This window comes from Nostoc sp., assembly GCF_036917575.1.
In the GTDB taxonomy this organism is placed as follows: domain Bacteria; phylum Cyanobacteriota; class Cyanobacteriia; order Cyanobacteriales; family Nostocaceae; genus Nostoc.
On sequence record NZ_JBALDC010000069.1, the window covers coordinates 1 to 14,455 of the forward strand.

Genomic DNA, 14,455 nt, shown 5'->3' on the forward strand with positions numbered 1-14,455 from the left:
TGCTGCAATGAATCAATTTAAACCCTCTTATGCTTCTGGATGATTTAGCTCCTAAACTACTTGCTTATTCCGGAAAGTGACAGAAGAGGGATAACTAATGATTAATGACTACTTCCATAAATTATCCATAGAAAGAAGCGCTTAAAGAGTTTCTACCTCACTAGCTTTTACTACTGGGATAGAAAGGGGTACTTTAGTGGCGATCGCAAATAACTGTTCTAGTTGACTCAGACCTGTCAAGCCACCACATAACAATACTTGGTCGCTGATTCGCAAGTCCATGCCGCCATCAGGATAGCGAATAAATTTACCATCGCGCCGGATCGCCTGTACCTGTACTCCATACTGCTTACCAATCTCTAAATCTTTAAGGGTTTTACCTAGTGTTGGCGCATCTGCATTGACTGTAACCCACTGGCAAGCACTATTTTCTCCAGGAACAACAGCTTGTCCTTTAGCTAATTCTGCTAAAGCCGTTAGTTCTTCATTTGCTCCCACCACCAGCAAGCGATCGCCTTCTGCCAATTTAGTTTGATTGTTGGGATAATCGATTTCTTCGCCGTCAGCGCGGCGAATTGCCATCAAACTCACTCCTGTTAAATAGCGCATATCCGCTTCTTCTACGCTCATGCCAATTAAGGGCGAATTCGATGGTAAAGGATACCAACGCTGATTTAAATCGCGAGTTGCTTGGCGCAAATCACGAGCAACTTCAGTTGCAGAACGCTCTGGCCGCAAATCTAAATAATGATCGTTGCGGATTTGCTGCATTTCTCGTTGGACAACAGGTGGCGACAACAAGCCTAAGCCTGTTAATAAATAGGTTGCCATTTCTAAGCTGGCTTCAAATTCTGGTTGCACAACATCCCTAGCTCCCAATTGATACAGCACCTCAATATTTTTATCCTGGGTAGCACGGACAACCAAATCTAACTCTGGGCGCAATTCTAAAGCGCGTTTCAAGGAAAGACGAGTACTTATAGGATCGTGGAGTGCGATCGCCATTCCTTTGGCGTGATTCACCCCAGCAGTTTCCAAAACGTGTAAACTGACGCAATTGCCATAGACATAAGACACCCCAGCCTCACGTAACTGCTGAATTCTACTCTCCGATTGGTCGATTACCACCACAGGTAGGTCATGTTGCAGCAACAACTTCACCAAATTCTTGCCGACTTGCCCATAGCCACAAACTACTACATGGTCTTTGAAGGGCAAATCTTCCGATACATCCCGCGCCTGATCTTCTTCTAAGTATGGTTTCAACCAAGGTATTGATTCGGCAAAGTTAAATAAAAATGGCGCTAACCGCAGTACAAAGGGAGTCAGCATGAGAGTAACTGCGGTGGTTCCCAAAATTAATAAGTATATTTGTCGGGATACTAGCCCTAAAGACTGCCCTTCACTAGCGAGAACAAAGGAAAATTCCCCAATTTGCGCCAATCCCAAACCGGCAATTATGGCTGTTTTCAAAGGATAGCGGAACAGTTTCACTAAGGGCGTGATAATCAAAAATTTACCTACGAAAACTATTGCCACCAACCCCAAAATCAATTCTAGGTTGTTCCACAAAAACACTGGATCAATTAACATTCCAATGGCGGCAAAAAATAAACTGGCAAAGATATCTCGCAGTGGTTCGACATAAGTCAGGGTTTGATCGGCATACTCCACCTCAGAAATCATCAAACCCGCAACAAATGCCCCCATTTCAATAGACAGCCCCAAATGCTCTGTCAATAGAGCAATGCCCAAACACAGGGCTACAACTCCTAATAAAAACAGTTCTTTGCTTTCGGTACGGGCTAGCAGTTGTAACAAAGGCGGTATCAGCCAAATCCCCGCAGCTACCGCCCCAGCCGCAAATAAACCAATCGAACCTAGGGCTGTGAGGACGGCAATGCCAATAGTTTCTGCTGGTTGGTTGAGGGCTGGTAAGACTGCTAACATCAGTCCCAGTGCCAAGTCTTGGACTACCAAAATCCCTAGCATCACTTGCCCGTGGGGCGTTTCTGTTTCGTTGCGCTCCATCAAGCACTTAAGGACAACTGCTGTGGAAGATAGGGAGAGAATACAGCCCAAAAACATCCCCTTCGCAGGTAAGGCTCCCCAGGCTCCGCTTAACCCGCATATTAAAACCGTGACCAAAATTGTCAAAGCAATCTGGAGTCCACCTCCACCAAGAGCGATCGCTTTTACCTTCTTGAGTTCCGCAAAGGAAAATTCCACACCCAAGGCGAATAACAAAAAGGCGACTCCGAACTGTGCCAGAGTCTCTACTTGAATCAGTTCTTTAATCAATCCCAGTCCAGTTGGGCCAACGACTATCCCGCCAATGAGATACCCCAGCAGCACGGGTTGTTGCAAAAGTGCCGCGAATAGTCCACCACAGGCTGCAACGCCTAGAACTAAAACTAAATCAACAATTAACCGAAAATCTTCTTGCACCAGTTTTAACAGAACTCTTAAGACCTATTAATTCAGGATACAAAGTTTTATATATCCCAGGATAGTTTAGTTTAGATATTGGGCGTGGGGCATTGGGCAAAACAGTTCCGAGTTTCGAGTTCCTCGGCAAGCGAGTAAAGAAGTGAGATTCCCCACTCAGCACTCAGTACTCCTGAAGGGCATTGGGCATTGGGCTAGAAGAGATGTATTTTATAATGCAACAATGAGTCTTTGATACTCGTGGACGAGTCTTTAATACTCACAGGTGCAGTATTCCTCTACCTCCTGCCCCCTGCCTCCTGCCCCCTGCCTCCTGCCCAATGCCCATTAAATTTTAGGCGAACTGAGGGCATTCAATAATAGCAGCGACCACGGCACTTTAATATCAGGTATAAGCCATGAGTACTTTCTCAGTACAGGCAACGCAGCAGGTAGTACAAAACGCAGAGAGCGTAGCGATGCGGGCCGATCGCCATTTTCATCTACAAGATTATATTTCTTAGCCAGTTCGGCAACAATTTGCACGTGTCCTGTACAACTGATCAGATTTGGCTCACTAGCAAGTGCAGCGATCGCTCGTCCAGTTAATAAGGGAGTTTCCCAGTTGTAGCGATCGCTAATTAATGAGTTTTTCAGGTCAGTAGCATTGGTTTGATTCATCTCAGAAGCAAAACTCGAAAAAAGCTCAGTACCAACAATACCCGGCCAAATTGAAACAGAAGTGACGTTATGTGGCTTTAATTCAACAGCCATATCAGCAGCTAGGCGATCGCAAGCTGCTTTGCCAACACCATAAGCTGTATTAAAGATATAAGACATCCCACCCCACGAGGAAATGGTGCAAATGAGTCCAGAGTTACGCTTAGTCATCATCCGAGCCGCAAAAACACTCGCAACATAGTGGCTGCGAAGACCAACGTTGTTGCTAGCATCCCAAAGACTTGGTTGAGAATCCCAAAAGGGCTGCCCCTGAGCGTCTTTTACTGCCTGAACTCCTGAGTAAGCATTATTTACCAGTAGGTCGAGTTGTCCATCCTGTTCATCTTGAATGCGATCGAAAAGGAAACGCACCTGCTGATCGTCGCTGTGGTCTACTTGGACGGGAATGCATACACCACCGACTTCCTCAATCGCTGATTTCGTTTCACTAAGACTACCTGAAACCCCATCACTAGAAGAGTTGTTGAAGCTGCGACCTGTGATGTATACAGTTGCACCAGCTTCACCAAGGCCAATGGCAATTCCCTTACCAATTCCCCGCGTAGCACCTGTTACCAAAGCCACTTTACCTTCAAGGTGTTTCATGAGCGCTCATTTCTAATCTTTTACCGTTAAATATTGATTATTACAATATTCTTTCGTAGCTGTGACTGAAACAACTTCTACCTCGATCGGTTTTTCTTTAGTTCCGTCGATCAGAAACTCACTAGCTCCTTCACGAGGTTTTTTCGGATTTCCCCAATCATAGGTGTAACCTAAACCTGTCCAAGGATAATGTTCTTGAGTATTAACTGCGTAAGAAGTTCTGTATATCTCTTGCAAAATCAGATAATTAGCAGAAATTGGGATATTAAAAACATTACAACTAGAATCATTAATTTCTGGATCGACACATGGTCTACTTAAATCTTCAGCTTTCACCCACATTTCGACAAAATGCGTCTTATTTGAATTTCTATTTAAAATTAAGCCTAAATACTGCTGTAACCTCAGAGAAAGCATGATATTACCAGGAATATTTATACCGATTCCCTTACAATTTTGACAAAATTCTTTAACTTGAGGAACGGCTGTTAACCAAGTGCGTGCTTCTACACTTTTTTTTGTACCTATTTTCCAATCTTCATTTGGGCTTTTTACATATTTCCAACTCGCCATCAAATATTCAATTTTACCATTATTTTCTCTCCATATTATTTGAGGATTAGTTTTTGACAATGACCAAAGATTTTTTACTACTTTCTCTTCACTCGGACTTTTTGCATCTTCAATCGCTATATCTAACTGCTTTTTCAGAGCTTTATAACTTTCGGGTTTATTTTTATCCAGATACTCATTGACGTTTGGATTGTTTTCTGATTGTGCTAATAAATATTTTCTGAGGTTTGATGTACTCTGTATGGGAATTTCTCTAGCTAGCAAACTGGAATATCCAACTGCCAAAAATGCACCTGTCAAGCCTAAAAATACTTGAGTTTTTAATTTTTTCATGAAAATAATCCTATGGATTTCTAACAATAGGGTAAATGTCACATTCTGGGTTAAACCCAAAGATTGAACCTGATTTTATATTTATGTTTGGCTAAAATGCTATTGTGCTTAATATTTTTAATTAACTTTATCTGTATAAAAATTAATATCTATAGCAATTTTAAATCACTCGCGAACAACAAGATCCCTGACTTCTCAAATAAGTCGGGGATTTGCGGGTTTAATTCTCACGAATTAAATAGGATTGCTATATATCTAGTAGTCTGCCACAGGTATTATGACAGATTAATAGAGTTCATCGTAAACAGAGGACTAGTATTTTTTACTCAGCACTTTCTTTTTCAGGCTGACATATCTGCCACAGGAAGCGATCGCAGTTACTATCAATTTATTACGTATAATTACTTATTTAGTTCTGCTATTTCTAGATAAATCGACTATACCCTACGGATACTGTAATACTCATTGGTGTGTCCCGACAAAAAATTATCAGGCAATATTAACAATCTATCGCCTGCATAAAACATTATTTTCTCATTGATATGAGGGGTCTAACCCTCTATTTATCATCTGTACCCAGCAGTAGGAACGGGTTTTGGTCAAGCCATGCTTGTTGGTAATCAAGTTGAGCGCTTATTCACAGGATGACGCTGGCTAAACAAGCGATTAAACTATGGATAATGTCAAGCAATTGTTGTTTTTAACACCACTTACATAAATTTAATCTCATTGTTAAATCTAAAACCTCATCCTGTTATACAAAATACCAGTTATGTCAGCGTATCAAGGAAGTTGTGGGGAGACCACCGATTTGATTATTGGTGTTCACAACCAAGAAAACCTCGAATTACCAGCAAATTCTGCTCCTGTGGGTGCTCTTGCTACAAGACAAGGAACTTTTTCTACGTTTCTTGCTCTCTTGACTCAGGATACTTTTAAACAGGTCGTTAAGGATGTCGAGCAAAAATTACAGATTGTTCATCAAACCCTATCAATGCTTGATTCTCATGGGTTTGAAACTCTTCTGCAAGAAATGTTGCATTCGATTACCTTAAAAACTGGGGAATTACTGGGAGCAGACCGGACGACGATATTTTTATTGGATGAAGAAAAACAAGAACTTTGGTCAATTCTGGCCGAGGGGGAAGGCGGTCGCTCTTTAGAAATCCGCATCCCCGCCGATAAAGGCATTGCTGGGGAAGTCGCCACTTTTAAAGAAGTTATTAATATTCCCTTTGATTTTTATAGTGACCCGCGATCGCATTTTGCCCAAGAACAAGAAAAAAGAACTGGCTATCGCACCTACACGATGTTAGCTTTGCCACTCTTAAATGAACATGGGAAATTAGTTGCAGTAGTGCAATTACTGAATAAATTAAAATCTGGGAATAATCACAATGCTTCACTTGCAGAGCGCATTGATACCAAAGGTTTCACCTCTGCTGACGAACAATTATTTCAAGAATTTGCTCCTTCGATTCGCTTGATTTTAGAATCCTCGCGCTCTTTTTATGTAGCTACCCAAAAACAAAGAGCAGTAGCGGCGCTGATGAAAGCAATTAAGTCCCTCTCGCAAAGTAGTCTCGATTTAGAAGACACCCTCAAACGGGTGATGGATGAAGCCAAAGAATTGATGAATGCTGATCGCAGTACATTATGGTTAATAGACCGCGATCGCCATGAATTATGGACGAAAATCACTCAGGATGATGGTTCAACCAAAGAGTTGCAAGTCCCCATAGGTAAAGGCTTTGCTGGCATAGTAGCGGCTTCTGGCAAGAAGCTGAATATTGGCTTTGATTTGTACTACGATCCTGACTCAGAGACAGCCCAAAAACTAGACCAGCAAAATGGCTATCGCACCTGTAGCTTGCTTTGTATGCCAGTATTTAATGCCGATAGACAACTGATTGGCGTTACCCAACTCGTAAATAAAAAGAAATCCGGGGACTTTCCTCCTTATAATCCAGCTGATTGGCCCAAAGCTCCCGACTGCTTCCAAGCTAGCTTTGACCGCAACGATGAAGAGTTCATGGAAGCTTTTAATATTCAAGCAGGAGTAGCGCTGCAAAATGCCCAGTTGTTTGCCACAGTCAAGCAACAAGAACAAATGCAACGGGACATTCTGCGTAGTCTTTCCAATGGCGTGGTTTCCACTGATAAAACTGGGTTAATTATTGCCGCCAATGAAAGTGCCAAACGTTTGCTAGGACTAGGAGTAGATGATCGTTTAGAAGGTAAATTAGTTAATGATGTCATTGGCATCAAAGAAGGCGACTTTAGTAAGTGGTATCAGGATGCTTTACACGCAGTTGACTTAAAAGGCCGCCAGCAATATTACCCCGATCGCACACTCATAACCACTGATACAGAACAGCACAGTATTAATTTATCGATTAACACAATTGCCGATGCTAGCGACCAAGATCAAGTCCGGGGGGCGCTGGTGGTGATGGAAGATATTAGTGATGAAAAGCGGCTCAAGAGTACGATGTACCGTTACATGACCCAGGAATTAGCCGAAGAATTGCTGAAATTAGATGACGCGAAACTCGGAGGCGATCGCAAAGAAGTTTCGATTTTATTTTCCGATATTCGCGGCTACACCACTTTGACGGAAAACTTAGAAGCAGAAGAAGTGGTGAGTATGCTTAATGAATATTTTGAATCAATGGTGGAGGCAGTCTTTAAACATAAAGGCACTCTTGATAAATATATCGGTGATGCCATCATGGCTGTATTTGGTTCTCCTCTACCATTACAAGAACATGCTTGGATGGCAGTGCAAACATCCTTAGAAATGCGCGATCGCTTGCACGAATTTAATCAACGTCGCTATGCAATTGATAAGCCCAGAATCAAGATCGGCATTGGTATCAATTCTGATACTGTGATTAGTGGAAATATTGGCTCTAGTAAGCGGATGGAATTTACTGCGATTGGTGATGGCGTTAATCTTGGCTCTCGATTAGAAAGTGTTAGTAAACAGTATGGTTGCGATATTATTATTAGCCATAATACTTTTAAACCATGCCAAGATCATATTTGGGCTAGGGAACTAGATTACATTCGTGTCAAGGGTAGAAATGAACCAGTAGCCATATACGAATTACTGGGTTTGCGTTCCAATCCGATTGAAAGCGAAAAATTACAAGTTATTGAACACTATCATAAAGGGCGTGAGTATTACCTCAAGCGGCAGTTTTATCATGCCAGGGCTGAGTTTGCTAATGTGTTGGCAGCAGACAGCCAGGACAAAGCTGCTATGTTGCATCTATTGCGTTGTCAGCATTGGTTACAATCACCCCCAACAGAATCAGATTGGGATGAAGGAGTTTGGACATTTCAGGAAAAATAAACTATTCAAAATAATTTTTTTTAACACATTAAATTCTTCTGATTACTTGTGTTAATTTTGATTTATAATATAAATAATTAATTTTAACTCACTCAAACAATCTTTGATAACTACAATAAGAGGAAAATAGATAAGATTCAACCTTAAATATTTTAAATAATAGATTGTTGAAATAAAGAAACTTTATACACTACAAAATTAGATAATATGTTGAAAAATAACTTTTAGTAAATCTCCTTGTTTAAAAGGTTTAGTTAAATAACCTGATGCTCTGACCATCTTCGCTTTAGCTCTATCTATAAATCCTACTTTTTCTGACACCATAATCACAGGTGTATTTTTAAAATATGAGTGTTTACGCAGCAAAGAGCAGAGTTCATATCCATCTAATTTAGGCATTAATATATCCAACAAAATTATATCAGGTTTTATCCGGATAATCTGCATTAAAGCTTTTAAAGAATCAGTGACTCCGATAACAGAAAAGGTTTGCTCATCTAAATAACTTTTAATAGCATTCAATACTGTAGGACTGTCATCAATACACAAGATTGTGTATATTTTTCTATCAACAGAGGGTTGAATGATTTGCTGACCCCTGTTCTCATTAGTATTAATAGAGTAGGCTGCTGCTTTATAGTCGTTTATTTTAGGCAACTTTGGTGTAGTTTTGATTTTAGGTTGTAGCTCATTTATTTGGAAAACTTGTGAAGTATGTGATTGATAACTTGGCAATATTTGACGATAAATCCCTTCTCTATGAGAAACTTCTCTTTCAAAAACACTAATGCGATCGCCAATATTTTGGGGTGTTAAACATTGTTCAACTAATAAACGAAGATTTAGATGACAAAACTTTGGCATATCATCCAGAAAGCTCTCAGGAATAAATTCATAACTCCCCTCTTCTAAGTTCAGAAATGACTCTATAACTTCTAGCGCCAATTGCTCTATTAGCATTGCAGCTTGAGAGGAACTGATATATTTCTGATTGACTAACCAACAAATAGCCAAATAATCTGGGTTTGGTATTGTCTGATTTTCAATGCCAGTTTCAAATATTGCCCGCAACTGGTCTTTGATTCCGTCAGGGAGAGTAGAAATTTGCTGACTCAATCTTTGCAAATTTCTGTAAAGCGGCTCAAACATTTTCTCTGAGTAGCAGGCATAAATTAGTTTCCCCTCATCTACATATATTGACCAAGAGCCTGATGTGCTAAACACCTGTAAACAACCAGTAACCGACTTACCAGTGATTTTTTTCAACAAAGTTAGGGGCTGGAGCTTTTGGAAAAATCTGTATCTACTAATTGGAAGTGTCTTCATTGGGATAGCTCTGGAATAAAATTAACATTTGCAGGTAAAAATAGTGAATTACCTTTTCAGAATTCACCGTGACTTTGTTGGAAGCACTGTCAGATAAATATAGCGGTCATATTTGAGTTAGTACAGAGATTCCACACCCCCAACTCTTAATTCACCAATCTCTATTAAGCTATAATCCACGAGTTACAACTAAACTAATTCATGCTACTGACCAATAGCAAAATTGCCTGACTAGTTGCCAGGATATAGTATTTCAAAAATTAGATTGGTTTTCTGTATCTTTAGCTAATTTAGCCAATCTAACAGTAACTCAAGTGGCACACAAAGACCATTGGCTCTCGCCCATCAGTCACAAAAATATCATTATTATCCGTATTTTGCAGCTTAAAATTATAGATACTTTAGTTCTCTTGCAAAAGTTTTTTGTCCCTAATCCTAAAGTCTGGAGTGACCAAAATATACTGTAATGTAAACGTAAATGTTTCTCCATCAAAGTTTCTAGGCATTAAGTCAGCACTTACTAAGTAAACTTTTATACTGATAATAAAAGTCATCAGATACTTTTTCAAGAAGTTTATTCTTGAGTGTAACTTCAAAAGAGAAAAAGTATTATTAAAAACTAAGCATTCCAAAACTTCAATATCTTACTTAAGTTTGTGATTGTAGAGCAACTCTTGATCTTGGGATTTGGCAAAATTATCACTTGCACAACAATAATGGTAAACCTCCGGCCAAGAATGAGTTTGCTGATAATTGCCGCCATAACGGTGTGTGGTGAGATACACAGGCGACCAAATCAGCAGAAGGGAATCTCTTGCATAAGTACTGCAAACAAGTTCTAACGTTGTGTGGGGCTAAATAGTCACCTTGCAGAAATTGGAGTGACAAATTTAAGAACTACAGGAAAATCCTTGATTAATAGTAGATACCTGCAAAATAGCTGTTTTCAGCTAGATAGTAGATAACAAGTAATATACTCACTAAAACTTAGATTACTATAATTTTCAAAAAAAGTTACCAGAAATATATAAACTTCATGATAAATCAGTAAAGTAAACATGAAAACTAATTAATATCATCTTCTAGAAAATTGTTATAAATATTTATTTGTTTAGATATCCGGGAAAGCTGAAAATGCATAGTAAAAGATAATTATATCTGCTGATTGAATTATATTTATAAAAAACTGAATGATTTTATGGTAGTAATTTACCCAAAAAATCCCAAGTTTGAAAAATCAAAGTTAGACAGCATTTTGCGTCTAAATGAAGTACATTAGACCTCTTGCATAAGTCGAATAGACCCCCCTTTATCTCCCCTTATAAAGGGGATTTTTGAATTACCATGTTTGTTTTGGTTGATACGCTTGTAAATCATGGTGTTTTAGGGAATGAAACAGCCCTGGCTTTATAAAGGGTAATTTGACTTGTGTGTACACCGTAGTAGCAAGGGGAGGGGAGAAAAAGTTTAGCTTTGGCAGGGGTGACGTTCTAGTGGTTCATTAATATCTGTTGAGTATTCCTCACTAGCTTCACTACGAAAAAAAACCAACAACCAGCAGAGGTAAGAGTATTAAGACAGATACAATCAAAACGAGGCTTGCCGGATCAACTTTAATGTGGTTATTTTCTGGATTGCGCATTTTGCACTCTCTTGAACAATAAATATATTACCTAAGCCTAAATGGTGGTTACTTTTTTTCAAAGCTCAATGAGGTTTAAAAGTGTAAACTTTTTAGTTCATCAGCTTATTTCTTCCAAGGCAATTTAGTCCCCATTTCAGTGAAAGCTGAAAAGATAAGATAAAGAATGAGTAACCCAGCAGCTGCAAAGAAAGCGAGTAAATCGTTATCCATAAATGGTATTCGTTAAAGCTTCGCTAATCATAACGGAATCATCTAATCTTTAGCATCTTTCTGAGTCTGCAATCTTTGATCTTCTGGGTGCAAACTGTACCAGACATATTAGCGAGGAACTGCAAGCCAAACTGCTGAAAGCAAACCTGCTAAACGGTACAATAATCCAAAAATCGGTAGCACTGCTCCTGCAATAGTAGCAACGATCGCAGCTAGGGAAGCACTGCGGCTAGCTTTTAATAGAATAGTCTTATTTGATACGTAGATAGCTCAAAGAAGTGCTGCGTTAGCCTAGCCAGCTTGTAGGTAAGCTGTTACGCAAAGAATAATTGCACATTAACTAGTAGTCTGCCAACCCAAAGATGCTGGGTGAGGGCTGGGGAAAGGGGAAAGGGAAAAGGGTAAGGGATTATAAAACCTTTCCCCCTGCCCCTTATCCCCAGAGGGGGCCCCACCTTCCCCCTTCCCCTTTACCCCGCCAAGTCACGAAAGCAAACTACTAGTGTACCCCTCTGGGGAAGCAAGCTACGCGCAGCGTCTCCTTCAGGAGAGGGTTGTCCTTTGTCCTTAGAAACTATAAATTACTAATTACTAATAACGGTCTATACGGAGTTTTTGCAATGTATAAGTGCATTAGCTTATCGCTCTGTCCCTGAGTTGCTCGACTGTAACTTGGTATAAACACCAAAAACCCAGTCTTAATGACCGGGTTTTTGAGGGAAAACAATGGGGATATATTCCCCGAAGGTTAGTTATAGAGGTTCAGTATAATATCGATGCTCTGATATTTACTACCACGCCATTGTTACCTATTCCGGAAAATTAGCTAAGAATTTTTGACTAGTCTTCTTTGATATCCTAAAATACAGCAACTTACATCAATCTGCCAAGGGCTTGTGCTGTGCTTGCCTCGTTCATCCTTCAGAGCAATTGCATCATGCTAAATATGGGTGCGATCGCAACAATACGTTACCTATTTTTTGAGATGCATTTGCACTAAGGTTAGGGCTGAAGCAAAAACTTTTTGAACAGCAGAATATTTAGTTTTTAAGTAGCTAATTTGGTTACTTCTACCCATATTGGTTAAGAATTTGCTGGTACAACTGAATGTACTGTTGGGCTTGTACTTCTAACGAGTACTCTTCAATCGCAACCTTGCGGCAATTTTGACTCATCCGATTGCGTAAATTAACGTCTTCTAATAGTTGGACAATTCCATTACAGAAATCATCAGCATCTTCAGGTTTTGCTAAATACCCAGTGATACCAGGACGGACATAATCTGGAACGCCACCAACATTGAAGGCAACTGTCGGTGTACCACAAGCTGCTGCCTCCAGACCGACTAACCCGCAAACATCAGCACGGGTTGGAAACAGAAATAAATCGGCGGCAGAATAGGCAATGGCTTTAAGGCGATCGCTGCTCATATAGCCAAGGTGCAGTACTTCTATTTCTGCGGCATTTAAGATTGCCTTCGCTTCATCCCCAAAAGTCAGCAACACGGTTTCAGCTTTGAGCGATTTAGGTATGCAAGAAAGAGCTTTGAGCAATAAATCGCCACCTTTACGCCGATTTCTCATGTCTTGTGCTCCAAATATGAGAACTTTTTTCTGCTGGGGAATTCCCAATTCAGATTGACACTGCTGTTGATCGAGTGGTTGATAGGCTACTGTATCAATTCCGTAGGAAATGTGATGAATGGGGAAACATTTGAGCATACTCTGTTTAGCGCATTCAGCCAACCAGCGACTAGGAGGCACAATCGTTAAGTTGGAGTGTTGATAGACCCAATTCTTTAACTTCCACTCTAGAGATGTGGCATCTCGTTGAATCGGAGGTAACGCATTCGGATAAGGACATTTTCCACAACCAGTTTGCCATTTTGAACAGTCATAACTGTAAGCACAGTGTCCCGTGAAACTCCACATATCATGTAGTGTATAGACGGCAGGTTTATCTCTCGTTAATGAAGGAAGCATGAGATAAGAAAAATAATCATCATGAAGCAGGTGAAAGTTGAGTAAAGCAGCATTCTGATAACAGGCTTGATGTTTCAGATCAGCAATTGAGGGATTGGCAACATAATTCAAGCCCATTCGTCTTGTAATTGAGTTCGCTAAATCGACAAACTGATTTTTTCTTTGGACAATCTGTACTGTATTTTTCAAATCATTAGCTTTTTCCTGAAACACTCCATTAATCTCATATTTATAGGCAAAGAAAGATTGAATCCCGGCTTTGGATAAACCTTGATGCAGATTGTAGGCAGCAATAAATGCACCCCCTAAGCCAGAGCAGTTATTAATATGAAGTATATTGAGAGAATTCATTTGATTTCGTCTCCAGTGCCTTGTCTCTTGAATCTCTAATCTGTTTAACAACTGAAGATTGAATAAAACTCGATGATTGGGTTAGATGGAATCTGCATGTATTGTCTTCAAGAGGTTTGAAACAGTCATTTCTGAATGGCTAATAAGCTGCGTCAGCATCTCCTGATAGTTGTTCAATAGGCGATCAATTGTCTCTGCTGTGAATTTTTCAGTGCCGTATTTAGCCCTGATCTGGATTGTTTTTGACAGATCAACGTAAAGCTCCAACGGAGGTGTTTTGCCATAAAGTTCCATTGGCATATCGCCCCATTGTGACGGTGCGATCGCTTCCCAACCTGGCATTCGATCTTGAACCGAGGGAGTCATGGTAATACTTGCCAGCAGATTAAAGGGACGTAAGTGTTGGATCTGCTCGATCACCCGATGCAGCTGCACCTCTTTATATTCGATCGCTTCATTGACGGTTTCTTGAAGTTGTTTAATTACGGTCGAGCCAGTCTGTTCCGGCAAGATTAGCGATCGCGGACTCGTTATAGACTTGCTGCTGCCACAAGGCAAAGTCTGCATATTGGCATGATAGGGCTGGGACGGGCGAAGGTCGCCCATTGGCGAAAGAAGTATTGCTCCCAAGGTACGTATACAACAAACACCAACCAAACTTTCCCTTGAACAATTAAACGTTTTATCTTCAATCGTATCTGAGAATAATGATGCAACCTTAGATGAACTGCGTATGCTTTTAGAACAGAAGACGGGAGTTTTGATAGGTCGCTCAACTCTAGATAGAATGTTGCATCTTCTAGACCTGAAACTCAAAAAAAAACACTACACCCTACCGAAAAAGAGACTGAAAGAGTTCAATTACTAAGGGTAGAATTCTGGAAAACGGTTCAGGGAATTATAGCTGAGAACCTTATATTTATT

The 14,455-nt window shown here is 40.1% G+C and carries 7 protein-coding genes; 1 reads left to right on the forward strand and 6 read right to left on the reverse strand.

The window, feature by feature from the left end:
• Positions 1–141: 141 nt before the first annotated feature.
• The 3 genes from V7K79_RS19550 to V7K79_RS19560 all read right to left on the reverse strand — a co-directional run bounded on the left by V7K79_RS19550 (position 142) and on the right by V7K79_RS19560 (position 4,659).
• Positions 142–2,448 (reverse strand): cation:proton antiporter domain-containing protein, encoded by a 2,307-nt coding sequence (locus tag V7K79_RS19550; RefSeq protein WP_335049653.1) that lies wholly within the window; start codon positions 2,446–2,448, stop codon positions 142–144.
• 327 nt (positions 2,449–2,775) lie between these two features.
• Entirely contained in the window at positions 2,776–3,753 is a 978-nt protein-coding gene (locus V7K79_RS19555; RefSeq protein ID WP_335049654.1) for an SDR family NAD(P)-dependent oxidoreductase, read from the reverse strand.
• Between the two features lie 12 nt (positions 3,754–3,765).
• Complete coding sequence (locus V7K79_RS19560; protein ID WP_335049655.1) at positions 3,766–4,659, reverse strand: hypothetical protein; 894 nt, start codon at positions 4,657–4,659, stop codon at positions 3,766–3,768.
• A 772-nt stretch (positions 4,660–5,431) separates the two neighbouring features.
• On the opposite strand from V7K79_RS19560, the gene V7K79_RS19565 reads away from it, so the two are divergent.
• On the forward strand, positions 5,432–8,017 hold the full coding sequence (locus V7K79_RS19565; RefSeq protein ID WP_335049656.1) for a GAF domain-containing protein: 2,586 nt from the start codon (positions 5,432–5,434) through the stop codon (positions 8,015–8,017).
• Positions 8,018–8,215: 198 nt separating this feature from the next.
• On the opposite strand, the gene V7K79_RS19570 is transcribed toward V7K79_RS19565, so the two are convergent.
• The 3 genes from V7K79_RS19570 to V7K79_RS19580 all read right to left on the reverse strand — a co-directional run bounded on the left by V7K79_RS19570 (position 8,216) and on the right by V7K79_RS19580 (position 14,188).
• Positions 8,216–9,343 (reverse strand): response regulator, encoded by a 1,128-nt coding sequence (locus tag V7K79_RS19570; protein ID WP_335049657.1) that lies wholly within the window; start codon positions 9,341–9,343, stop codon positions 8,216–8,218.
• Positions 9,344–12,268: 2,925 nt separating this feature from the next.
• The gene (locus tag V7K79_RS19575; RefSeq protein ID WP_335049658.1) at positions 12,269–13,531 is read right to left on the reverse strand and encodes a glycosyltransferase; all 1,263 of its coding nucleotides are present in this window, start codon (positions 13,529–13,531) and stop codon (positions 12,269–12,271) included.
• 81 nt (positions 13,532–13,612) lie between these two features.
• Positions 13,613–14,188, reverse strand: coding sequence for a condensation domain-containing protein (locus tag V7K79_RS19580; RefSeq protein ID WP_335049659.1), 576 nt, complete (start codon positions 14,186–14,188; stop codon positions 13,613–13,615).
• Positions 14,189–14,455: the final 267 nt, after the last annotated feature.